18 protein-coding genes and 4 pseudogenes are annotated in these 22,633 nt (G+C 68.9%); 9 read left to right on the plus strand and 13 right to left on the minus strand.

Going from position 1 to position 22,633, the window contains the following annotated elements; all coding sequences use genetic code 11:
- Window positions 1-80 precede the first annotated feature (80 nt).
- From M2271_RS06885 to M2271_RS06895, 3 genes and pseudogenes are all read right to left on the minus strand, one after another.
- Window positions 81-3,824, minus strand: coding sequence for an ABC transporter ATP-binding protein (locus M2271_RS06885; protein ID WP_280886199.1), 3,744 nt, complete (start codon window positions 3,822-3,824; stop codon window positions 81-83).
- A 90-nt stretch (window positions 3,825-3,914) separates the two neighbouring features.
- A pseudogene (locus tag M2271_RS06890) lies at window positions 3,915-4,154 on the minus strand (hypothetical protein); the annotation flags it as partial.
- Between the two features lie 96 nt (window positions 4,155-4,250).
- Window positions 4,251-5,105, minus strand: a complete 855-nt coding sequence (locus M2271_RS06895; protein WP_280886200.1) for a serine hydrolase — start codon at window positions 5,103-5,105, stop codon at window positions 4,251-4,253.
- 276 nt (window positions 5,106-5,381) lie between these two features.
- Here M2271_RS06895 and M2271_RS06900 point away from each other — a divergent pair, with 276 nt between their 5' ends.
- Entirely contained in the window at window positions 5,382-5,810 is a 429-nt protein-coding gene (locus M2271_RS06900; RefSeq protein ID WP_280886201.1) for a hypothetical protein, read from the plus strand.
- A 319-nt stretch (window positions 5,811-6,129) separates the two neighbouring features.
- Here the strand turns inward: M2271_RS06900 and M2271_RS06905 are convergent, their stop codons facing one another.
- A complete protein-coding gene (locus M2271_RS06905; protein WP_280886202.1) occupies window positions 6,130-6,483 on the minus strand; it encodes a hypothetical protein in 354 nt (117 codons plus the stop codon).
- Entirely contained in the window at window positions 6,480-6,968 is a 489-nt protein-coding gene (locus M2271_RS06910) for a hypothetical protein (protein WP_280886203.1), read from the minus strand. Before M2271_RS06910 ends, M2271_RS06905 begins: the two co-directional genes overlap by 4 nt.
- A gap of 77 nt (window positions 6,969-7,045) precedes the next feature.
- Here M2271_RS06910 and M2271_RS06915 point away from each other — a divergent pair, with 77 nt between their 5' ends.
- Both M2271_RS06915 and M2271_RS06920 read left to right on the plus strand, forming a co-directional pair.
- Window positions 7,046-7,840: a helix-turn-helix transcriptional regulator gene (locus tag M2271_RS06915; RefSeq protein ID WP_280886204.1), complete on the plus strand. Its 795-nt coding sequence runs from the start codon at window positions 7,046-7,048 to the stop codon at window positions 7,838-7,840.
- Window positions 7,833-8,051: a DUF397 domain-containing protein gene (locus tag M2271_RS06920; RefSeq protein ID WP_280886205.1), complete on the plus strand. Its 219-nt coding sequence runs from the start codon at window positions 7,833-7,835 to the stop codon at window positions 8,049-8,051. The genes M2271_RS06915 and M2271_RS06920 overlap by 8 nt, the downstream gene beginning before the upstream one ends.
- Before the next feature lie 393 nt (window positions 8,052-8,444).
- Here M2271_RS06920 and M2271_RS06925 read toward each other — a convergent pair whose 3' ends face one another.
- Entirely contained in the window at window positions 8,445-8,879 is a 435-nt protein-coding gene (locus tag M2271_RS06925; protein ID WP_280886206.1) for a pentapeptide repeat-containing protein, read from the minus strand.
- A gap of 204 nt (window positions 8,880-9,083) precedes the next feature.
- On the opposite strand from M2271_RS06925, the pseudogene M2271_RS06930 reads away from it, so the two are divergent.
- Window positions 9,084-9,341, plus strand: a pseudogene (locus M2271_RS06930) (transposase); the annotation flags it as partial.
- Here M2271_RS06930 and M2271_RS06935 read toward each other — a convergent pair.
- A pseudogene (locus M2271_RS06935) lies at window positions 9,287-9,616 on the minus strand (transposase family protein); the annotation flags it as partial. The pseudogenes M2271_RS06930 and M2271_RS06935 sit on opposite strands and share 55 nt — an antisense overlap.
- Before the next feature lie 250 nt (window positions 9,617-9,866).
- Between M2271_RS06935 and M2271_RS06940 the strand changes: the two are divergent.
- The 3 genes from M2271_RS06940 to M2271_RS06950 all read left to right on the plus strand — a co-directional run bounded on the left by M2271_RS06940 (window position 9,867) and on the right by M2271_RS06950 (window position 13,849).
- Complete coding sequence (locus M2271_RS06940; RefSeq protein WP_280886207.1) at window positions 9,867-10,673, plus strand: endonuclease; 807 nt, start codon at window positions 9,867-9,869, stop codon at window positions 10,671-10,673.
- Between the two features lie 882 nt (window positions 10,674-11,555).
- Window positions 11,556-12,662, plus strand: a complete 1,107-nt coding sequence (locus M2271_RS06945) for a DUF4158 domain-containing protein (protein ID WP_280886208.1) — start codon at window positions 11,556-11,558, stop codon at window positions 12,660-12,662.
- Entirely contained in the window at window positions 12,611-13,849 is a 1,239-nt protein-coding gene (locus tag M2271_RS06950; protein ID WP_280886244.1) for a transposase, read from the plus strand. The genes M2271_RS06945 and M2271_RS06950 overlap by 52 nt, the downstream gene beginning before the upstream one ends.
- Before the next feature lie 390 nt (window positions 13,850-14,239).
- On the opposite strand, the pseudogene M2271_RS06955 reads toward M2271_RS06950, so the two are convergent.
- Both M2271_RS06955 and M2271_RS06960 read right to left on the minus strand, forming a co-directional pair.
- Window positions 14,240-14,494, minus strand: a pseudogene (locus M2271_RS06955) (SAM-dependent methyltransferase); the annotation flags it as partial.
- A gap of 182 nt (window positions 14,495-14,676) precedes the next feature.
- Window positions 14,677-15,711, minus strand: a complete 1,035-nt coding sequence (locus M2271_RS06960; RefSeq protein ID WP_280886245.1) for a helix-turn-helix domain-containing protein — start codon at window positions 15,709-15,711, stop codon at window positions 14,677-14,679.
- Window positions 15,712-15,755: 44 nt separating this feature from the next.
- On the opposite strand from M2271_RS06960, the gene M2271_RS06965 reads away from it, so the two are divergent.
- Window positions 15,756-16,520, plus strand: a complete 765-nt coding sequence (locus tag M2271_RS06965; RefSeq protein WP_280886209.1) for an NAD(P)H-dependent oxidoreductase — start codon at window positions 15,756-15,758, stop codon at window positions 16,518-16,520.
- Between the two features lie 147 nt (window positions 16,521-16,667).
- Here the strand turns inward: M2271_RS06965 and M2271_RS06970 are convergent, their stop codons facing one another.
- Together M2271_RS06970 and speB are read right to left on the minus strand one after the other, a co-directional pair.
- On the minus strand, window positions 16,668-18,362 hold the full coding sequence (locus tag M2271_RS06970; protein ID WP_280886210.1) for a thiamine pyrophosphate-binding protein: 1,695 nt from the start codon (window positions 18,360-18,362) through the stop codon (window positions 16,668-16,670).
- Window positions 18,359-19,330: an agmatinase gene (gene speB / locus M2271_RS06975; protein WP_280886211.1), complete on the minus strand. Its 972-nt coding sequence runs from the start codon at window positions 19,328-19,330 to the stop codon at window positions 18,359-18,361. The genes M2271_RS06970 and speB overlap by 4 nt, the downstream gene beginning before the upstream one ends.
- Window positions 19,331-19,604: 274 nt before the next feature.
- Here speB and M2271_RS06980 point away from each other — a divergent pair, with 274 nt between their 5' ends.
- On the plus strand, window positions 19,605-20,399 hold the full coding sequence (locus tag M2271_RS06980; RefSeq protein WP_280886212.1) for a phosphatase: 795 nt from the start codon (window positions 19,605-19,607) through the stop codon (window positions 20,397-20,399).
- A 74-nt stretch (window positions 20,400-20,473) separates the two neighbouring features.
- Here the strand turns inward: M2271_RS06980 and M2271_RS06985 are convergent, their stop codons facing one another.
- Both M2271_RS06985 and M2271_RS06990 read right to left on the minus strand, forming a co-directional pair.
- Window positions 20,474-21,376: an acyl-CoA thioesterase II gene (locus M2271_RS06985; RefSeq protein ID WP_280886213.1), complete on the minus strand. Its 903-nt coding sequence runs from the start codon at window positions 21,374-21,376 to the stop codon at window positions 20,474-20,476.
- 35 nt (window positions 21,377-21,411) lie between these two features.
- A complete protein-coding gene (locus M2271_RS06990; protein ID WP_280886214.1) occupies window positions 21,412-22,569 on the minus strand; it encodes an acyl-CoA dehydrogenase family protein in 1,158 nt (385 codons plus the stop codon).
- Window positions 22,570-22,633 lie beyond the last annotated feature (64 nt).

Below are 22,633 nucleotides of genomic sequence, written 5' to 3' on the forward strand. Positions count from 1 at the left end.
ACCCAATGCCTGGACGTACAACAACCCCTGGACGTACGAACGTACTGACGCAGAACACATGTCCGTTGGTTGCGGGGTCGTCACTGCGCCGCGCCGACCGGCTCCTCGGGTTCGGCCGCCCCCACGAACGTCCGCCACAGCTCGGCGTACTGCCCGTCACGGGCCAGCAGCTCCTCGTGGGTGCCGTCCTCCGCGACGCGTCCGTGGTCCATGAGGACCACCCGGTCCGCGCGGGCCGCCGTGGTGAGGCGGTGGGCCACGACGAGGGTGGTGCGGTGGCCCGCGATGCGGTCGGTGGCCTGGTTGACCTGGGCTTCCGTGGCCAGGTCCAAGGCGGCGGTGGCCTCGTCGAGGAGGAGGATGTCCGGGTCGACCAGCTCCGCGCGGGCCAGCGCGATCAGTTGGCGTTGGCCCGCCGAGAGGTTGCGTCCGCGTTCGGCGACCTCGTGCAGGTAGCCGCCCGTGAGCTGGGCGATCATCTCGTGCGCGCCGACCGCGCGGGCCGCCGCCTCCACCTCGGCGTCGGTGGCGTCCGGGCGGCCGTAGGCGATGGCGTCACGGACGGTGCCCTGGAAGAGGTACGACTCCTGCGGGACGACCCCGAGGCGGTGGCGGTACGAGGTGAGGTCGAGCCTGCGCAGGTCCGTGCCGTCGACCGTCACCCGGCCGCCGGTCGCGTCGTAGAACCGGGCGACCAGCTTGACCAGGGTCGACTTGCCGGCGCCCGTCTCGCCGACGAACGCCACCGTCTGTCCGGCGGGTATCCGCAGGTCGACGCCGCCGAGGGCCTCCTCGCCGTCGCCGTAGGCGAAATGGACGTCCTCGAAGGCGATCTCGCCCCGCAGGGACAGCACTTCCAGCGGCTCGTCCGCGGCCTTCGTGGACGTCGGTTCCTGGAGCAGTTCCTGGATACGGCCCAGCGAGACGGTCGCCTGCTGGTAGCCGTCGAAGACCTGGGAGAGCTGCTGGACGGGGGCGAAGAACAGGTCGATGTAGAGCAGGTACGCGACCAGGGCGCCCGTCGTCAGGGTCGCCGCGTCGATCCGGCCCGCGCCCGCGATCAGTACGCCGGCCGCGGCCACCGACGACAGCAGCTGCACGAACGGGAAGTAGATCGAGATCAGCCACTGGCCCCGGATCCGGGCCTGCCGGTAGCTGTCGCTGCGCTCGGCGAACCGCGCCCCGCCGTCCCGCTCGCGCCGGAAGGCCTGCACGATCCTGAGCCCCGACACCGACTCCTGAAGGTCGGCGTTGACCACCGACACCCGCTCACGGGCCAGTTCGTACGCCTTCACGCTCGCCCGGCGGAAGAAGAACGTGCCGATGATCAGCGGCGGCAGGGTCGCGAACACCACGAGCGCCAGCTGTATGTCGATCACCAGCAGGGCGACCATGATCCCGAAGAAGGTGACGACCGAGACGAAGGCGGTGACCAGACCGGTCTGGAGGAAAGTGGAGAGCGCGTCGACGTCCGTCGTCATGCGCGTCATGATCCGTCCCGTCAGCTCCCGCTCGTAGTAGTCGAGTCCGAGCCGCTGGAGCTGGGCGAATATCTTCAGGCGCAGCGAGTACAGGACCCGCTCGCCGGTACGGCCGGTCATCCGGGTCTCGCCGATCTGCGCCGCCCACTGCACGCCGACGGCGGCCAGGGCGACGAGGGAGGCGGCCCACACCGCGCCCAGCGCCAGCTGCGAGACACCGTCGTCGATGCCGTGCCGGATCATCACCGGGAGGAGCAGGCTCATGCCGGCGTCCACGGCGACCAGGACCAGGCTCACCAGAAGGGGCAGGCCGAAGCCGCGCAGCAGCCTGCGCAGGCCGTACGAGTCCTCGGCGGTGACCGCGCGGGCCTCGTCGATGTCCGGGAGGTCGGTCGCCGGGGGCAGCGCGTCGACCTGGGCGAGGAGTTCGGGGGTGGCCGGGGTGCCGGAGAGGGCCGTGTCCTTCGGCTCACGGTCGCCGGACCACAACCGGGGGGTCACGCCGCGCTCGGCGTCGAACTCGGCGTCCAGTTCGTCCCGTACGGAGGTGTCCTCGGCTTGGGCGGCGGGCAGGGCGTGGCCCGGTGAGACGCCGCCGAGTTCGTCCGGGTCGGTGAGCAGCCGGCGGTAGAGGGCGGAGCGCTGCTGGAGCTCCTCGTGGGTGCCGAGGTCGGCGAGCCGGCCGGCGTCGAGGACGGCGATGCGGTCGGCGAGGTTGAGGGTGGAGCGGCGGTGCGCGATCAGCAGGGTGGTGCGGCCCCGCATGACCTGCTGGAGGGCCTCGTGTATCTCGTGCTCGACGCGGGCGTCCACCGCGGAGGTGGCGTCGTCCAGGACCAGCAGGCGCGGGTCGGTGAGGATCGCGCGGGCGAGCGCGACGCGCTGACGCTGGCCGCCGGAAAGGGTGAGGCCGTGCTCGCCGACCTTGGTGTCGTAGCCCTCGGGGAGTTCCCGGATGAAACGGTCCGCCTGGGCGGCGCGGGCGGCGGTCTCGATCTCCTCCTGGGTCGCGTCCGGGCGGCCGTACGCGATGTTGTCGCGGACCGTTTCCGAGAAGAGGAAGGAGTCCTCGGGGACCAGGCCGATCGCGGCCCGCAGCGAGTCGAGGGTGAGCTCGCGGACGTCGTGGCCGCCGATGAGGACGGCGCCGTGGGTGACGTCGTAGAAGCGCGGGAGCAGGAGGGAGACGGTGGACTTGCCGGAGCCGGAGGAGCCGACGATCGCGAGGGTCTCGCCGGGGCGGATCTCGAAGCTCAGCCCGTCGAGGACGGGGCTGGTGGTGCCGGCCGCGTCGGCGTAGCCGAAGGAGACGTCGTCGAACTCGACGGTCGCGGGGGCGTCGGCGGGCAGCTCCTTGGTGCCGTCCTGGATCGACGGCTCGGTGTCGATCAGCTCCAGAACACGCTCGGTGCCCGCGCGGGCCTGCTGGCCGACCGTGAGGACCACCGCGAGCATCCGGACCGGGCCGACGAGCTGGGCGAGGTAGGTGGAGAAGGCGACGAACGTACCGAGCGTGATGTGCCCGCGCACCGCGAGCCAGCCGCCGACCGCGAGCATCGCGACCTGGCCGAGGGCGGGGACGGCCTGGAGGGCGGGGGTGTAGCGAGAGTTGAACCGGATGGTCCGGAGCCGGCCGGCGAACAGGCGGCGGCCCACCTCGCGCAGCTTGCCCGTCTCCTGGTCCTCCTGCCCGAAGCCCTTCACCACGCGTACGCCGCTGACGGCGCCGTCGACCACGCCCGCGACGGCGGCGGCCTGGGCCTGGGCGTACCAGGTGGCGGGGTGCAGCTTGCTGCGGGAGCGCCTCGCGATCCACCAGATGGCGGGGGCCACGGCCAGGGCGACCAGGGTGAGCGGCACGGACAGCCAGGCCATGACGACGAGGGAGATCAGGAAGAGGGCGAAGTTCCCGATGGTCATCGGGAGCATGAAGAGCAGGCCCTGGATCAGCTGCAGGTCACTGGTGGCCCGGCCGACGACCTGGCCGGTGGACAGCTCGTCCTGCCGACGGCCGTCGAGGCGGGTGATCGTCCCGAACATCTCCGTGCGCAGGTCGTGCTGGACGTCCAGGGCGAGACGGCCGCCGTAGTAGCGGCGGACGAAGGTGAGCACGTAGACGATCACGGCCGCGCCGATCATGGCGCCGGCCCAGGGAGCCATGTCGCGGCTGTGGCCGACGATCACGTCGTCGATGATCACCTTGGTGATCAGCGGGACGCCGGCCAGGACGGCCATCCCGGCGAGGCTCGACCCGAGGGCGAGGACGACGTCCTTGGGGTAGCGCCACGCGTAACCGGCCAGCCTGCGCGCCCAGCCCTCCTTCTCCCCCTGTTGCGCTGCCACGCGGTGCCCTCCTTCAGACCTGAACTTCCGCAAGGCACTAACACCGGACGCGGCGGATTTCATCCCTCCGCAACAAACGGGAGGGAAGGGTCACGTGCGGTCGCGCAGGGATATGCGCAGGGATACGGGCAGGGAAACGCGCAGGTAGAAGAACCGCGTCATCTGCACCGCGTTCTGGTTGTCGTCGCTCACCAGCAGCACCTTCAGGCGGTCGCGCGTGCGTCCCGTGATCACCATGCCCTCGATGTTGTCGAGGAGCGGGTTCGGCTGGGGCTGCTTGGCCGTGGCGCCGAGGGACGGGCAGGACGCGAGGTCGGTGAGGAGCGTCTTCCCTCCCCGGCTGAAGCCGGGGATCCCACACAAGATCAGGGATGGACGTCACCGTAGGGCGGCCCGGTGACGCGCGGGAGGCCGCCTCATGACGTGTCAGCTTGCGGCCAGGTCACGGTGGACGGCCTTGGCCACGCCCTGGATGGTCGTGATGCCGTAGTCCATGGTGCTGTTGCCCTGCGTGAGCACCGTGATCAGGTAGTCGTGGCCGTTGCCCTTGAACGCGCCGATGCTGTGCACCCGCCAGCCGTTGCTGGCCCGCTCCAGCCAGCCGTTCTTGAGGGCCACGGTGACCCCGGACGGCACTCCGTACGGCGTTCCCCAGCGCTGCGAGGAGATGACCTGGCTCATCAACTTGATGATGTAGGCACGGGAGTTGTCGCTCAGGACCGTGTTCTTGGCGGTGATCAGCTTGAGCAGCTTCTGCTCGTCGGTCACGGTGATCTGGGTCAGGCCCCAGTAGCCGTTCGCACCCGGCTTGGTCTGGGTCATGCCGGCCGCGGTGAGGAAACCCTTGATCTTCGTCAGGCCCAGCTGCTTCCAGAGGGTGCTGGTCGCGGTGTTGTCCGACTTGGTGATCATGGCTTTGGCGAGGGCGGCCTCACGGTCGGTGAGGTACCGGTTGTGCTTCTTCGCGTCCCAGAGCAGCGTGGCGAGGACGGTGACCTTGACGACGCTGGCCGAGTCGAAGGCGGTGGAGGCGCGCAGAGTGCAGGTGGTGTTCGTCGGGCGGTCGTAGACGCCGACCGCGATCGTGCCCCTGCGGTTCGCGAGGGCGGCGGTGATGTCCTTCTTCAACTTGTCGGCGAGGCCCGCTTTGGCGGACGTACAGCTGACGGTCGGGGTGGCCGCGGCGGCGGCGGGCGCGGCGGCGGCCACGACGGGTATGAGCGCGCCTACGGCCACGCCGGCCGCCAGGAGTCTCGTACGGCGTGAAGTCATGTGAGTCATACACCATTTGACTCACGGGTTCGATCGAAAAGTTGTACAAGTCGCCGAACAGTTCGACAAAGGTGGGACACCTTCACATGGCCGACTCGTGCACGACACGTAGGCGCCGAGACTCATGGACAGTTGGAGGAGCGGGCACCCCACCTCATTCTCAACTGATGACGTGCGAGGTCCCCTTGAGCAGGCTTCTGGATGTTTTCGAGACCGTGGTTTTTCCAAGTTATCGCGCCTTTGGGACGGGTGGAAGTGCTCGGGCTCGGAGGTGACGGTACCCAGGTGGGCGGTCTCACCGGTCGCGGCGACGAGGAGCTGGACCGTCCGGAACAGTTCCGGCACACCGGCGGGGACGGGAATACCGGTGGCGTCGAGGTCCAGAACGGGATTCCCGGCGTAGTGCCGAAGATCGAGCACTGCGGCGCGGGCGGGCTCGCCGGAGCGGCTGCACACACGGAGCTGGTCGACGACGGTGAAGGTGTTGCGTGTGACATGGTCCGGGTGCCACTCGACGTACTGGACGGTGGCGGACGGACCACCGTACGCGGCGGAGGCCGAGGGAAGCGTCCAGGCGTGGAGCAGCATGTCGGTGGCGGCGAGGTTCGCGTGCACGACGCCTTTGCCGAGGGAGAGGGAGGCAAGCTCGCCGACCGCCCGCCGAATGTCGTCCTCGCCCATCCAGGGCTGACCGTCACTACCCCCGGAGGTTGATCCGCCTCAACGCGGGCCCGAGCTGGTCGACAAGCAGCGGTACAACCGCGTCAAGCGTGTCCACCTCCTTGCCCGGGACGTGCGTCCATCCCACGGCCTCTAACTGCGCGACGAACGGCCGCTCCGCCTCGTCCCGCTCGCGACGTGCACCACCACAGCCCCGCGCCTCTCTCAATACGTCCCGCTGTTCCTCTGAGACCCATTCTGTGCCCAGGGGTCGGGGTAAGGGAAAGGGATCCGAACGGAGGGCATGGCGGAGCGCGCGGACGCACGAGGTTTTGTGACGCTACGTCCGCACGCTCGGCGGGGGTGGGCGGGTTCAGGTGCCGGGGCTCTCCTCAAGCACATCGTCGTCATCGGGGATGGACAGGCGAGCTCCCCTGCTCCGGGCGACGCGATGTACGTCATGGAGCGATTCGGTCAATCGGAGCGCAAGAAAACGGAGTTGGGGCGCGGTGGCTCTGCCGTCACCGAGGAGATCGGCGGCGTGGTCGAGAAGGTCGCCGGCCATGCCGAGCTGGACGGCTTCGACGTCGTCGGCCATGCGGGAGAGACGACTGGTGCCGGTGTCGTCGGTGATGAGATAGCAGGGGTTGCCGTCGAGGTTGGACCAGGGGAGGAGGCGAGGCCGGGTGGCTGTGGGGGCGGTGGTGTCGTGACTCTCGTAGATCACGCGGCGGTCACCTCCGCGCCGTGGGTTCGGCGGGAGCCGACGTCGACACCGTGGATACGCCGTGGTCCAACGTCGACGCCGTGCACGGCGAGCCAGAGGGCCCGGCGCCGGACGCGCTGCTGTCTGGCCTGCTCGCGTTGTTCGTCGGCGAGGAGGTAGGGGCGGACGAGCCGGGAGTCCTCGCCATGGAGGAGGGCTTCGTGCGAGGAGGGGCGACGGCCGGATGCGGCGGGGGCGGCCGGTACGGGGGTGAGCCTCGCCCTTCCCCCGGCGCGGTGCCGGTTCCGGTGCCGGTGCCGGTGCCGTCCGCAGGCGGGCCACAGCAGACGCAGCAGCGGCTCGACGAGGCGGGCGATATGGTGCAACACGTCTTCAACTCCAGTGTGGTTGAGGGCCATGCCCCCGGGCCGTCGGTAGCGGTCGCGGGGGTCTTCCCTGCCCGAGGGCAGGTCGACGTGCATGGACATCGCTGTGTAGCGATCCACTCACAGCGTGATACCGGCCGGGCTAGGCTCGCCAGGGGGTCAGAGGTGACAACGCATCTGTCACATGGGAGTGGACGATGAGCAACATCTATGGGGAGTGGTTGAAGGCGCAGCGCGAGGCGGCCGGGATGACGCAGCAGGAGCTGGCGACGGCCGCCGTCATGACGCGTTCGCACATCTCGCACATCGAGGCGGGCCGGCGCACCCCGTCCAAAGAGGACGCGAGACGCCTCGACAGGGCGCTGAACACGGGCGATGTGCTGAGCAGCTTCCTGCCGGACGACGACACCGCGGTCGCGGGGTACTTCGAGGCGGCCCTTCAACTCGAACAGCAGGCGACGATGATCAGGGAGTTCGCCCTGTCGTTCGTCCCTGGCATCCTCCAGACGGAAATGTACGCGCGTGCGGTTCTGAGCACGTCGTTCCCTCCGGTGGGTGAGGTGGAATGTGACAGGCTCGTTGTCACACGCCTTGAGCGGGCAAAGATCCTGAAAGACCCGGTGACGCCCGTAGTGTGGGCGCTACTTGACGAGGCTGTGCTGCGGCGGGTTGTGGGCGGGCCGGAAGTCATGGCGGAGCAACTCCGACATGTCATGGAACTGGTGGAGTCAGGGCGCGTACGCGTCCACGTGTTGCCCTTCGGGCTGGGGGTGCATCCCCTCATGCAGAGCATGCTCACCCTGCTCAAGTTTGAGGATCAGCCGCCGGTGGCGTACTCCGAAGGCATCCAGGTGGGCAAGATTCACGACTCCCCCGCCATGGTCGACCGCCTTGAAGGCACCTACGATCTCGCGCTAGGCGACGCAATGCCGCTTAAGGAGTCAGTGGCCCTGATGAGGGCAACAGCAAAGGACTATGAACGCCGTGAATGAACACATCATCCCCGATGCCTCCTCCCTGCACGGCTGGCGCAAGTCGACGTACAGCGGCAACGAAGGCGGCAGCTGCATCGAGGTCCTGGACGGCTACCCGGGCGTCCCGGTCCGCGACTCCAAGGCACCTCAGGGGCCCGCGCTGGTCTTCCCGTCAGCCGGCTGGAAATCGTTCCTTTCGGCAGTCAAGGACGGAACCCTCCCCAGTTGACCGCTGCCCAACACGATTCGTCCGGCCCGTGCCCAGGGGCCTACCGATCAATAACTCTTCCCCCCCCGCCGTCTGGGGCGGGAAAGGGAAACCCACGTCTGGTTTCATCCTCCCGCCCCGCCACCACGACGGTAGGGGCCGTCCAGCCCATATACCCAGGATAAACGGCCCCCGGACGGCCCCGAGGAGACAAGCCATGACGTTCCGGGGCCGCCCTTCACCTGCTGGTTCCGCCGGAGGGCGCGGCCCGACCCCCGGCGGGGAGGAGGTGCAGGCGTCAGACCGCCGACACGCTGAACGCGACGCGCTCCGGCGCCAGCGCGAAGGGCTTCTCGATCGCCATGGACAACCAGTACTCCAGCTGTAGATCGTGATCTCGCCGCCAGGCAGGCCCTACTCGTTCGCGCCGTGTCCCGGTGGCCACCCGATGACGCCTTCCGCTTGAACGTTGCGCAAAGATGCTCCTTCGAACCGGGCGCCGGTGACGTTGGTCAGCCCGAGCGGGGGTATGCCAGTGTTCACGCTGCCGAACCTGGCGTCGGTCAGATCGGTGTCGCGCAGGTCAGCACCCCGTAGATCGCATCCGGCCAGGCTGACCTCTCGCAGTGAAGCCCCGCGCAGGTCTGCGTCGCTGAAGTCACAGAACTTGAACCAACACCCGTCCAGGGTGGCGTGGCGTAGATCGGCCCCGCTGAACGAGCAGCGGGTGAACCTCATCCGCGACGTGCGAGCGGAAGCCAGGTTCTGGCCGGTGAAGTCCTCACCGTTCACGGCCGCATAGCTGTGGAGCGCGGCGAGTCGCTGTCTCGTGGTCAGTGGCGTGGTCATGTGCGCCAGCGTGTCAGCCGGGTCGGTGGCCGTCGCCCGTCTTTCCGGCAGTTCGGCGTCCGTCAGCTGGTCACACAGGTCCGGGCTGGTGCGGGAACGAGTGCGGCCACCGGTGATCATCGGTGTGTGAAGACAGAAGATCAGACGGTGGCCGCAGGTCACAGCGTAGACCCTGCCCGCTGGCAGGAGGCGTTCGAGGGCCTGATGGCCCGGATCGCAGGCCGGTTCACACGGGTCGAACCCCGCCGTCGGGTCGGGCGGTTGGTGCTCGGCCTGCTGTCGGACCTGCCGCGCAAGAACTGCTGGACCATCGCCGAGTGGGCCGGGGAGAGGACCCCCGACGGCATGCAGCACCTGCTCGGGCGGGCCAGGTGGGACGCCGGCCAGGTCCGCGACGACGTGCGTGCCTACGTGGTGGAGCATCTGCACGACGACCAGGCGGTTCTGGCGGTCGACGAGACCTCCAGGACGGACGGCGGGGCGTCGGTGATCCACTCACCCACCGCCAGCAGGGAGGTCGCTCCGGCCAGAACCGCGCACACGGTCAGCGCAAGCATGACGACCAGAGCGTGCCGTACGCCGGGGTCGTCCCGCTGGCCCGGCGCGTTCAGGGCCGTGACCGCGAACCACACGAGAGCAGCCGCAACGATCGCGCCGATGATGACGTCCACGTACCGGAAGGCGGCGTGGGAGAACACGGTTCCGCGCCGCACCATCGTTACCAGTCGCCATACACAACAGCCTCGGCAGAGCGAACAGCCGGCCGTCCACCGTCTGGATGCCTCGGCCCTCAGCTGACGGATCTCGCCCCAACGGCCCTCGACCCACCAGTCGGGGGTCGTTTTGCCGCGTCAACTCGCGTAGAACACGCCCGACTTGCCGGTTTCCGTCACCCGAAGGACATGTCGAATTCCTTTACACGGCTACATGTCCATGTCACTCTCCCGATTGCCGCCTTCAATCCACCCGCGTAGATGGGACCCCCACATGCTGGCGACCACACGGATACGACGCTGGAAGCCGGTGGCGCTCGCCACCGCCGCCGTCCTGGCCGGCCTCGCCGCCCCCGCCCTGACCGCGACCCCCGCCGCGGCCACGACGACGGCGTACGACACGACGTACTACAAGAACGCGATCGGGAAGACGGGGACGAGCCTCAAGTCCTCCCTCCACACGATCATCAGCAGCCAGACGAAGATCTCGTACTCCGCGGTCTGGAACGCCCTCAAGGCCACCGACCAGGACCCGAACAACAGCAGCAACGTGATCCTGCTGTACAGCGGGGTCTCGCGCAGCAAGACCCTCAACGGCGGTGACGTCGGCGACTGGAACCGCGAGCACACCTGGGCCAAGTCCCACGGCGACTTCGGCGAGGCGACCGGACCGGGCACCGACCTGCATCACCTGCGCCCCGCCGACGTCCAGGTCAACAGCATCCGCGGCAACCTGGACTTCGACAACGGCGGCGGCACGGTCAACAATGGCGGCGGCAGCCTCGTCGACTCCGACTCCTTCGAGCCGCGCGACGCCGACAAGGGCGACGTGGCCCGCATGATCCTCTACATGGCCGTGCGCTACGAGGGCGGCGACGGCTGGGCCGACCTGGAGCCCAACGAGCGGGTTAACAACGGCAGCAACCCGTACATCGGCAAGCTCTCCGTCCTCAAGCAGTGGAGCGACGAGGACCCGCCGAGCGCCTTCGAGGAGAAGCGCAACCAGGTCATCTACGACACCTACCAGCACAACCGCAACCCGTTCATCGACCACCCGGAGTGGGTCGAGGCGATCTGGTAGGGCGACCTGGCGGGCCGACGGGAAAACGTCCGCGCGGACGGGTCGGCCCACCGGGATCGTTGAACGATCCTACAAGGGGTGGGGACGTTTTTCTCCGAGAGGCGGGCGAAGGGTCTCCAACTGTGCGGCGATTGGCTTGGGGAAGCTGCGGCAAGTTGATTCCGGCTCGGGCGTAACCCGATGGACTGACTCTCGTTCTACCTGACATACACGCCGCGTGCTTGAAGTGCGCGCGGTCCCCGCCACTGGCATCGTGTTTCATCTGCGGTGACCGGTTCAGCGTCCGGCGGGGCAGCGATCCCCGGGTGTGCCTGACTCGAAAGAGCCGGACACAGTCCAGACGCTGGCACCGCGTCACCGCCAGTGATGCCGCACACGGGCTCTACCCAAGGATCGGCCCGGAACCCTCCGCGCTCGTCACCGCTTCCACCTCTCGAGGCCACGCGATGACCCAGGATCCTTAAGAGTTCCAGAGACGCTCACTCGGAACCGGCGCAACACCTTGACGTCACCCTCCGGGAACCGAGGATCAGGTAGGGCAAGCGCCCGCGGCACGGCTGCGGCACGCGATATTCACAATCGCAGGATTGTTCAACGAGATTTCGGTTGCCGCGTGCGGCCTGGAGAACCCAGTCCGCCCCGAGCTCCGTCCGCTCTCATACGGGGGCAGCCGAGATACGGCCGAAAGGGATAGCAGCGTGATCCTGGGTGGGTGATCGAGGCTTCCGGGCGGTGGCTGTGGGTGGGTCTGCCGGTGGCACGGGGACCGGACGGTCGGGGCGGGCGGGGGTTGTTTGGGGTGGTTGTATCGGCTGGTGATCGCCCTGGTACGGTCCCGCGCGGAAGTGATCGTTTTCGTACCATGGGGCGGGAACCGGCGGCGTGACCTCGATAGAACGGACCGCGTACCCGCGGTTCAAGCGGCTGATGTCGGCGCGGGAGATGCACGTCTTCTTCACCCCCAAGCGCGAGGAGATCGACTGGGCCCAGGAGCGGACCCGCTCCGGGGAGCATTTGCTCGCCCTGGCCTTGACGCTGAAGTGCTACCAGAAGCTGGGCTACTTCCCGAAGGCCGCCGAGGTGCCCGGGGCGGTGGTGGAGCACGTGCGCGGAGCCCTGGAGCTGCCGGAGGGCACCGGGCCGCACTACGAGTCGGTCAACACCGCCAAGCTGCACCGCAAGCTGGTGCGCGAGCGGCAGGGAATCTCCTACGACCAGGAACGAGCCCGGAATATCGCCGAGGAGGCGATCCGGCGGGCGGCGCTGGTGAAGAACAACCCGCCGGACCTGATCAACGTCGCGCTGGAGGAACTGGTCCGGGGAACCTGCGAACTCCCGGCGTTCCGCACCCTGGACGAGATGGCCGCCCGGGTCCGCCGGGAGGTGAATGAGGACATCTTCGCCACCGTCAGGTCCCGCATGACTATGGAGGACCGGGCCCGGCTCCACGGGCTACTGGACGTGGGCGGCCTGGACCGCAAGAGCGGGCTGAACCGGCTGAGGAAGCCCGCGAAACGGCCCAGCTGGAGCCATCTGAAGGAGCAGCACAAGCACCTTCAGTGGGTGGACGGGCTCGGGGACACCGACGCGTGGCTGGAGGGCATCGCTCCGGGGAAGATCGCCGACTTCGCGGCCGAGGCCGGCGCCCTGGACGCGGCGGAGCTGCGGGATTACGAGGCGGGCAAGCTCATTGCGCTGCTGGCCTGCCTGGTGCACGCGGCCCGGCGGCGGGCCCGCGATGACCTGGCGGAGATGTTCTGCAAGCGGGTGGCCACCAAGCTGAAGAACGCGAAGGACGAGCTGGAGGAGATCCGCAAGCAGCAGCAGGCGCTGGTGGAGCGGATGATCGGCACCTACCGCACGGTGCTGGAGCGGATCGACCCCGCAGGCCTTCTGCCGTGTGGCACGGACGGGGCCCCGGCTCTGTTCCGTACTGGGTGGAGTGGTGGCGGCGATTCGGCCCGGCCTCTGGCAGCGACCCGAAGCTGAAGGACCCGTTCGGCCGGTACGTGCTGACGACCTTCGTGGGCGGCATCAACATGACGTTCGCCGAGGCCGCGCGGCACATCGCGGGGGTGTCCGCGCACGAGCTGAGCGCGATCACGAACCGGCACCTGAGCGTGGAGAAGATCAACGAGGCGATCACCGACGTGGTCAACGCGTTCATGCGCCTGGACCTGGTCAAGGCGTGGGGCGACGGAACGTCTGTGGCGGCGGACGGCACGCAGATGGACACCTTCATCGACAACCTGCTCGCCGAGTCCTCGATCCGGTACGGAGGCTTCGGCGGCATCGCGTACCATCACATATCGGATCAGTACATCGCGCTCTTCTCCAGATTCGTGCCTTGTGGGGTGTGGGAGGCGGTGTACATCATCGACGGGCTGCTGAAGAACGCCTCTCAGATGAAGCCGGACACGATCCATGCCGATACGCAGGGGCAGTCGTTCCCGGTCTTCTGTCTCGCCCATTTGATGGGGTTCGAGCTGATGCCGAGGATACGGAACTGGAAGGACCGCACCTTCTACCGGCCCTCCGCCAGCGCCCGCTACCGGCACATCGATGTCCTGTTCGACCAGGGCGGGCGCAACGTCATCGATTGGCGGCTGATCGAGACGCACTGGCGCGATCTCATGCGGGTCTCGATCGCGATCCGGGACGGCACCCTGGCTTCGCCGCTGCTGCTGCGGCGCCTGGGCAGCAACTCCCACCGCAACCAGATCTACCGGGCCTTCCGGGAGGTAGGCCGGGCGGTCGCCACCGTGCAGCTGCTGCGGTTCATCTCGGACCCCTCGCTGCGCCGCCGGGTGACGGCGGCCACCAACAAGGTCGAGTCCTTCAACAACTTCACCGACTGGCTGGCGTTCTGCAACGGCGGGCTGATCGCCGAGAACGACCCGGTCGAACAGGAGAAGGCGGTGAAGCTGACCTCGCTGCTCGCCAACTGCGTGATCTTCCATACGACCCTGGACCTGATGAACGTGGTCCGCGACCTCCAGGCGGAGGGATGGCAGATCACCAGGGAGGACCTGGCTGCGATCAGCCCGTACCTGACCGACCACATCATGCGGTTCGGCACCTACGCCACCACTGAGCTGACCGTGCGGCCTGGCGCGTTCAACCCGCACCTGGACGTCGAGTTCGAGGCGGAAGAGGAAGAGCCGGCCGCGGTCTGACAGGCCCTGCGCAGTCGTAGGCGGTGACCGGCGATCGGCCTCGGCGATACCCCGCGAGGGCGTCGCCGAGGCCGCCGTCCGCAGGCCGGTCGTGCTCTGCGGGGCGGGTCAGCTGCCGCAGGCGCATCCGGCGGCCGTGACCGGCTCGGCGTCGGCGGCCTGTTCGCCCGCTGCCGCAGCAGGCGTCTTCGCCGCCCCCGTACTCAGTATCCGGGCTGGACAGTAGAGGCACCGCTGTACAGCGGGCGCGGAAACCCGGGAACCGCCCCGGCTCGGCGGTTGGACCTGGTAGAAGGCGCCCGGACGGGGGCCGCCTCTCTCCCCGTCCGGGCGCCCGGAGCGTACGGCCCGCGTCAGGGCCGGGGCAGGGGCCAGCCGGGCATCTGCGGCGACCTCGCCGACGGTTGTCATCTGCGCGTCGGGCGCGGCGCTTTGGGCGAGGAAACGCAGGTGAAAAGCCTTCTCAGTGGCGGCGCTGATCCGCTTGGGGCTGTGCGGGGTGGTCCGGGGCCCCGTCGGCAGACCCGCAGCCCAGTGAGTGAGGTTGCCGAACGCTGGCGCCGCGTGCATACGGGCGCATATGAAGGAGACCGTGCCGGGCAGCAGGCGGCCTTCGCCGGTGCCGTCCTCGACCACCGTCAGCAGACCTGTCAGTGCTTCGCCGGATGGGTCAGCCACGACGCCAGCACAGCGGTACTCGAGCTACGGCGTGTACGCCGCCGGGAAAGCGGGCCAGCCGATCGTGGGGTGGAGATGGTCACCCGCATGTCCCACCAGATGATCTACTTCGGCCGCCCCGACGGCGCCCTCGGTCTTCTCTGTGAAAATCAGTGCTGCGAGAAGTCGGTCGTTCGCTCGCGACCGCGGAATGTGGCGCGGTAGGCACTGGGTGAGACCCCTAGTTCTGCTTGTAGATGCAATCGCATTGAACCGGCGGTGCCGAAGCCTGCGGTGACGGCGACCTCGTCGATGGGCAGGTCCGTGCATTCCAGGAGGGAGCAGGCTCGCTCGATGCGCTGTTGGGTGAGCCACCGTCCCGGCGAGGTGCCGATTTCGTCATGGAAGCGTCGGGTGAATGTTCGCGTGCTTGTCGACTCCTGGGCTGCCAGTTCCCGGAGCGTGACGGGCCGGTGCAGGTTCGCGAGTGCCCATCGGCGTGCCTTGCTGGTTGAGGAGATTCTCGGGTCCGGCATCGGTCGCTGCACGTATTGCGCTTGCCCGCCCTCGCGGTGTGGCGGGACGACGGAGCCGCGCGCCACGTCGTTGGCGACTGCTGCGCCGTAGTCGGTGCGAATCATGTGCAGGCACAGGTCAATGCCTGATGCTGCTCCGGCAGAGGTGAGGACGCCGTCGTCGTCGGTGTAGAGGACATCGAGGTCGAATGCGACGTCCGGGAATCGCTCCCGGAACCGGGTGGATGAACGCCAGTGCGTGGTTGCTCGCCGCCCGGTGAGCAGGCCCGCCGCGGCCAGCACGAACGATCCTGTGCAGATCGAGGCGACCCGTGCGCCGGGTCGAATCCGCGCCAGCGCGGCGGTGAGCGAGGGTTCGAGCGGCCCGCTCCGGGGCTCGAAATCAACTCTGGCCCCTGGGACAACGACGGTGTCGGCCTCGGCCAGCGCCTCGGGGCCGTGAGCGACGGTGACGGCGAAGTCGGCGTCCGTGCGTATTTCCCCGGGCTCGGGTGCGCAGGTCACGACCTCGTAGAGCGCGGCACCGGCGGCCGAGCGCGCCTGGCCGAAGAGGCGGTGAACGATGCTGAGCTCGAATGACAATATCTCGTCGCGGACCAGGACCGCCACGCGGTGGCACCCAGTACCAGCAAAAACAGCCATGGCCCGATCTTCGCACATATTGTCTATCGGGCCAGTCGTCGTGGCCGTGCCGCGCGGCCACCATCGACGTCATGAACGTTCTTTGGATTCTCGCCCACCCCGAACCCCGCTCGCTCAACGGCTACCTCGCCGCGCAAGGGCAGCGCGCGCTCCGCGCCGAAGGCCACCACGTTGAGGTGTCGGACCTGTACGCGATGGGCTGGAACCCCGTCGCTGACGCCGCCGGCTACGCCCACGACCCGGCAGAGCGCTTCCAGGTCGCTGCCGCCGCGAAGCAGGCGTATGAGAGCGGCACGCTGAGCGCCGATATCCGAGCCGAGCAGGAAAAGATCAACCGGGCAGACACCATCGTCGTCCAGTTCCCTATGTGGTGGTTCGGAATGCCCGCCATCCTCAAGGGCTGGTTCGACCGGGTCTGGCACCAGGGCTTCGCGTACGGGTTGCGCGGCCCGAACGGCGAGTGGATCGGTTACGGAGACGGGTTCCTTGCAGGTAAGCGTGCGATGGCGGTCGTGACCATGGGTGGGCCGCCGTGGTTCTACGGCGAGCGGGGCATCCACGGAGCCGTCGACGAGCTGCTGTTCGGGTTGCAGCACGGCACCCTGTTCTACGGGGGCGCAGAGGTGCTGCCCCCGGTGCTGATCTCGGGTGCCGACAGGTTCACGCCCGAAGAAGGCGAGGCAGCGGCCAAGGAGCTGCACGAGCGCCTGCTCGCGATCCCGACGACCGAGCCGATCGCGTACCGAACGCAAAACGGCGGAGACTACGACCACAACCTCGTGCTGCGACCGGACGTGGCACCGGGGCTGACCGGACTGGGAGCGCACGTGGCCTGACGCCGACACAGGGACAACTCTGGGCGCCCACATCGGCAAGCACCATGCTGTAGAGGTGGGCGCCCAGTCATTGGATTGCCTGCACGGCGCTGTCAAAGCCATCACGCTTCGCGCTCGCAGAAATGAGTAGGAGTCGCCACACCGCGCTCAGTCGTCTCCATGCGTCGGTGCGAACATCCGCAGTACCGCCGGGAGGACGACCACCGCCGGGCCGGGTGCCGCCAGTGCCTTCGTCAGGTCGTCGCGGAACGTCCGCGGAGTCGTGCGCGTCGCCGGTACGCCGAACGACTCGGCCAGCGCCACGAAGTCCGGCCGGGTCAGCTCAGTGGCCGTGGCCGTGGTCTGGCCGAAGGCGTCCGTCATGTAGTCGCGCAGGATGCCGTAACCGCCGTCGTCGACGATCAGCCAGGTCACCGACAGGTTGTACTGCTTCGCCGTCGCCAGTTCGGCGAGGGAGTACATCGCACCGCCGTCTCCGGACACGGCCAGTACCGGCCTGGTCGGGTCGGCGACCGCCGCGCCGAGGGCGGCCGGAAACCCGTAGCCGAGACCTCCGGCACCCTGCGCCGAATGCATGGTGTTGGGCTGCCTGGCGTCGAACGCGGACCATGCCCAGTAACTGAGAATGGTCATGTCCCAGAAGCTGGGCGCGTCGTCCGGCAGCGCCTCCCTCACGTCGGCCAACAGCTGCTGTTCCAGGGTCAGTTCCTGAGCCGCGATGTGCTCGCGCACCCGCGAGAGCAGGTCCCGTACTCGCTCCGGCGCCGTCGGGTCCGTGCGCTCGGTGACCGTCTCCAGCAGCGCCTGCAGCGCGAGGCGCGCGTCCGCGTGGATGCCGAGCGCCGGGTGGTTGGACTCCAGTTTGCCGAGGTCCGCCTCGATCTGGATGACCCGGCCGCGAGGCTTGAACGTGTGGTAGTTGGAGGAGAGTTCACCCAGTCCCGAGCCGACGACGAGGACGACGTCCGCGTCCTCCAGGAAGTCGGTGGTGCGGCGGTCCTCCAGCCAGGACTGCAACGACAGCGGATGCTTCCAGGGGAACGCGCCCTTGCCGCCGTAAGTGGTGACCACGGGTGCCTTCAGCTTCTCGGCGAGTCGGCGCAGTTTGCCCGACGCGTCCGCCCGTACCACTCCCCCGCCCGCGATGATCGCCGGGCGCGCGGCGCGGGACAGCAAGTCGGCGGCCACCGCCGTCAGTTCGGGGCGCGGGGGCAGGTCGTCGGGGAACGCGTCGCCTCCCGTCACGACCGGGATCAGCGTTTCGGCCAGCAGTACGTCCTGTGGGATCTCCACCCAGACGGGGCCGTGCGGAACCGTCAGCGCCGATGTCCACGCCGCCGCGATCGCGGACGGGATCTGGGACTGGGTACGGGCGGTGTGCACCGACTTCACGACGCCCCTGAACGAGGCTGCCTGGTCCGGGAGTTCATGCAGATAGCCGTGGCGGCCACCGCCCAGGCCCGCCGTCGGGATCTGGCTGCTGATGGCCAGGACAGGGGCCGAGGCCGCCGCCGCCTCCTGCAAGGCCGCGAGCGCCGTCAGCGCCCCGGGCCCCGTCGACAGCAGCAGCGGGGCCGCCTCGCCGGTGATCCGGCCGTACGCGTCCGCCGCGAATCCGGCGTTGTTCTCCACCCGCAGGCCGATGTAGCGCAGATCCGAGCGGCGCAGGGCGTCGAACATCCCCAACGCGTGCTGGCCGGGCAGGCCGAAGACCGTCGTCGCGCCGAGTCCGGCCAGCGTCTCCACGACCAGGTCGCCGCCGTTGCGGCCGGCGGGAGGGTTCAGAGCGGCGGCGGTCTGTGCCTCCGTCGGACGGAGCACCAGGTCGTGGTCGTGGGTCACTTCGAACGTGCCTCTGCAATCTGACGGGACATGATCGTGGTCAGTTCGTACGCCGTGTGGGAGGCCGCCACCGACGTGATCTCCGCGTGGTCGTACGCGGGGGCCACCTCGACGACGTCCGCCGACACCAGGGTGCACGATGTCAGACCGCGCAGGATCTCCAGGAGCTCTCGGGAGGTCATGCCGCCCGCTTCGGGCGTGCCGGTGCCGGGCGCGTGCGCCGGGTCCAGGCAGTCGATGTCGATGGAGATGTAGAGGGGCCGGTCGCCGATGCGCTGCCGGAGCTGGTCGGCGACCTCGTCCGCGCCCCGGCGGTAGATGTCCGCCGATGTGACGATGCCGAAGCCCATCTTCTCGTCGTCGGTGAGGTCCTGCTTGCCGTACAGCGGGCCGCGCGTACCGACGTGGGAGAGGGCGGAGGTGTCGAGGATGCCCTCCTCCACCGCCCGCCGGAACGGCGTGCCGTGCGTGTACTCCGCGCCGAAGTACGTGTCCCAGGTGTCGAGGTGGGCGTCGAAGTGGAGCAGGGCGACCGGGCCGTGCTTCTTCGCGACCGACCGCAGCAGCGGCAGCGCGATGGTGTGGTCGCCGCCCAGGGTCATCAGGCGGGCCCCCGTCCCCAGCAGCTGGTCCGCCGCCGCCTCGATCGTCTCCACGGCCTCGTTGATGTGGAACGGGTTCACGGCGATGTCGCCGCCGTCCGCGACCTGCGCGAGGGCGAAGGGGGACACGTGCTGCGCCGGGTTGTAGGGCCGCAGCAGCCGGGACGCCTCGCGGATCGCGTTGCCTCCGAAGCGGGCGCCCGGCCGGTACGAGACGCCCGAGTCGAACGGCACACCGATCACGGCGACATCGGCGCGGCCGACCTCGTCGAGGCGCGGCAGCCGGGCGAAGGTCGCGGGTCCGGCGAACCGCGGGATGCGGGACGAGTCGACGGGGCCGCGGGGCGGCGTCTCGTTACTGCTCATGGGCGATGCCTTCTTCCCTACGCTTCGTCGCGTATCAACCGCTCTGCGCTACTGGATACGACTGTACTGGGGAGCCGGGACCGCTTCGGACACGAGTTCGGGCCTCGTCGCGAGGACGCGAGGACGCGAAGGAGAGGAGGGAGAGGAGGGAGAGGAGGGACGCGAGGGAGACGACAAGGCCTTCGCGCGGGACGGCCCCCGTGATCGCGTGACCCGCGTCCCAGCGTGCCGGATGCCGAGTGATCCTCTCGGGGTCTGCCTCACAATGGGAGGCATGCCGATACCCGGGACACCCAGCCGCGCCGAGCTCGTCGACCACCTTGTGAAGACCCGTATCGCGGGCGATGTCGCGACCCCGCGTGAGAACAACCTCTCCCACTACCGCCAGCTGGCGAACGGTGTCCGCAACTTCTGGCTCGGCCTGGAACTCGGCGACCGCTGGACCGACGAGCAGGATGTGCTCGCGGTGATGGCGGAGCGGGTCGGAGTGAACGACGATCCCGAGTTCCGGTACGGCCAGGACACCATCGACCCCGGTCTGACGGTGGCCGCCCTGGACCGGATGGCGGCGCGGCTGCGCAAGGCCGCCGACGGCCGGCAGCGGATCCTGTTCGCCACCGGTCACCCGGGCGGCCTGCTCGACGTGCACCGCGCCACGGCCGCCGCGCTGCGGGCCGTCGGCTGCGAGATCGTCGTCATCCCGGACGGGCTGCAGACGGACGAGGGGTACGTCATGCAGTTCGCGGACGTGGCGGTGCTGGAGCACGGCGCCACGCTGTGGCACACGCACTCCGGCGAGCCGATGAAGGCCATCCTGACCGCCCTGGAGAGCGAGGGCCGCCCGCTGCCCGACCTGGTCGTCGCCGACCACGGCTGGGCGGGTTACGCCGGCCAGCACGGCGTCGACTCCGTCGGGTACGCCGACTGCAACGACCCGGCGCTCTTCCTCGCCGAGGCGGAGGGCACCGTCCAGGTGACGGTCCCCCTCGACGACCACGTGGTCAGCCCGCGCCACTACGACCCGATGACGGCCTACCTGCTGGCGGAGGCCGGGCTGGCCGAGGGCTGAGGGGCGAGGGGCGAGGGCTCGGCGCTGAGGGGCCAGGGCTCAGCCCCCAGCCGTCAGCCGTCAGCCCTCAGCCCTCAGCGAGGGACCCGGACCACGCCCTCCTGGATCACCGAGACGGCGAGCCGGCCGTCCTGCGTGTAGATACGGGCCTGGCCCAGGCCCCGGCCGCCGTGCGCCGACGGGGATTCCTGGTCGTACAGGAGCCACTCGTCGGCGCGGAACGGCCGGTGGAACCACATGGCGTGGTCGAGCGAGGCTCCCACGATGTCACCGACCGCCCATCCGCCGCGCCCGTGCGCGAGCAGGACCGAGTCGAGCAGGGTCATGTCGGAGACGTACGTGGCGAGGACGACGTGCAGGAGGGGTTCGTCGACAGCGCCGCCGAGTTTGCCGTTGGTGCGGAACCAGACCTGGGAGTGCGGTTCCCGGGGCTCACCGAACACTCCGTACGGGGGCTCGTCGACGTAGCGCAGGTCGATCGCCTCGCGGGCCTCCAGGAACTTCTCCACGACCTCGGGGGCGAGATGGCCGTAGCCGCGCAGCCGCTCCTCCGAGGTGGGCAGCGTGACGGGGTCGACGGAGGGCGGCATCGGGGCCTGGTGCTCGAAGCCCTCCTCGTACCGCTGGAAGGAGGCGGACAGCGCGAAGATCGGCTGTCCGTGCTGGATCGCGAGGACGCGGCGGGCGGTGAAGGAACGGCCGTCGTTCATCCGCTCGACCGTGTAGACGATCGGCGCTCCGGGGTCGCCGGGGCGCAGGAAGTACGCGTGGAGGGAGTGGGCGAGGCGGTCCTCGGGGACCGTCCGCCCGGCGGCGACGAGCGCCTGTGCAGCGACCTGTCCGCCGAAGACCCTGGGGATCAAGGCGGACCGGGACTGACCGCGGAAGATGTTCTCCTCGATCTGCTCCAGGTCGAGCAGATCGAGGAGATCGTCCAGCGCCTGACGTGCCTGACGTGCCTGACGTGCCTTACTCATGCGGTTGTTTCTACGGGCCAGTGGTTTCCGGGACCTTACAGACCCATGTCCTTGGCGATGATCGTCTTCATGATCTCGCTGGTGCCGCCGTAGATGCGGTTGACGCGGTTGTCCGCGTACAGGCGGGCGATCGGGTACTCGTTCATGAAGCCGTAGCCGCCGTGCAGCTGGAGGCAGCGGTCGATCACCCGGTGGGCGACCTCGGTGCAGAACAGCTTGGCGCTGGCGGCCTCGGCGGGGGTCAGCTCGCCGGCGTCCAGGGCCTCGAGCGCGCGGTCGGCGACGGCCTCGGCGGCGTCCACCTCGGCCTGGCAGGCGGCCAGCTCGAACTTGGTGTTCTGGAAGTGCGCGACCGGCTTGCCGAAGACGGTGCGCTCCTGGACGTACTCCTTGGCGAACCGGACGGCGGCCTTGGCCTGCGCGTAGGCGCCGAAGGCGATGCCCCAGCGCTCGGAGGCCAGGTTCGCGCCGAGGTAGTAGAAGCCCTTGTTCTCCTCGCCGAGGAGGTCCTCGACGGGGACCTTGACGTCGACGAACGCCAGCTCGGCGGTGTCGGACGTCTTCAGGCCGAGCTTGTCGAGCTTGCGGCCGACGGAGTAGCCCTCGGACCTGGCGTCCACGGCGAACAGCGAGATGCCGTGGCGGCGGTCCTCGGGGGTCGGGGCCGAGGTGCGGGCGCAGACGATCACGCGGTCGGCGTGCACGCCACCGGTGATGAAGGTCTTCGAGCCGTTGAGGACGTAGTGCGTGCCGTCCTCGGAGAGCTTCGCGGTGCTCTTCATACCCGCGAGGTCGGAGCCGGTGCCCGGCTCGGTCATCGCGAGGGCCCACATCTCCTCGCCGGAGACGAACTTCGGCAGGTAACGCTTCTTCTGCTCGTCGGTGGCGAGCATCTTGATGTACGGCAGGCCGAGCAGGACGTGCACACCGGAGGCGCCGAACTGGATGCCCGCGCGCGCGGTCTCCTCGGACATCACCGCCTCGAACTTGTACGAGTCGATGCCGGCGCCGCCGTACTCCTCGTCGACGCGGATGCCGAAGACGCCGAGTTCGGCGAGCTTGTAGTAGAAGTCGCGCGGCGCCTGGCCGGCGGCGAACCACTCGTCGTAGACCGGGACGACCTCGGCCTCTATGAAGGCCCGGAGGGTCTCTCGGAACGCCTCGTGGTCTTCGTTGAACACCGTACGGCGCACCGCCGCACCTCCTTGCGCCTGAGCCGGCGCCGCAGTCGCGTATGTGGTTGCTCGCCGTCGGGGT

The sequence above is a fragment of the Streptomyces sp. LBL genome (assembly GCF_029893585.1).
In the GTDB taxonomy this organism is placed as follows: Bacteria; Actinomycetota; Actinomycetes; order Streptomycetales; family Streptomycetaceae; genus Streptomyces.

Bases quoted from the DNA above. Each gene is read 5' to 3' on its own strand.
- M2271_RS06915 (WP_280886204.1), top strand. From the start codon at position 7,046: ATGAGCAACATCTATGGGGAGTGGTTGAAGGCGCAGCGCGAGGCGGCC.
- M2271_RS06925 (WP_280886206.1), bottom strand. From the start codon at position 8,879: ATGACCACGCCACTGACCACGAGACAGCGACTCGCCGCGCTCCACAGC.
- M2271_RS06965 (WP_280886209.1), top strand. From the start codon at position 15,756: ATGAACGTTCTTTGGATTCTCGCCCACCCCGAACCCCGCTCGCTCAAC.
- M2271_RS06895 (WP_280886200.1), bottom strand. From the start codon at position 5,105: ATGACTCACATGACTTCACGCCGTACGAGACTCCTGGCGGCCGGCGTG.
- M2271_RS06940 (WP_280886207.1), top strand. From the start codon at position 9,867: ATGCTGGCGACCACACGGATACGACGCTGGAAGCCGGTGGCGCTCGCC.
- speB (WP_280886211.1), bottom strand. From the start codon at position 19,330: ATGAGCAGTAACGAGACGCCGCCCCGCGGCCCCGTCGACTCGTCCCGC.
- M2271_RS06985 (WP_280886213.1), bottom strand. From the start codon at position 21,376: ATGAGTAAGGCACGTCAGGCACGTCAGGCACGTCAGGCGCTGGACGAT.
- M2271_RS06980 (WP_280886212.1), top strand. From the start codon at position 19,605: ATGCCGATACCCGGGACACCCAGCCGCGCCGAGCTCGTCGACCACCTT.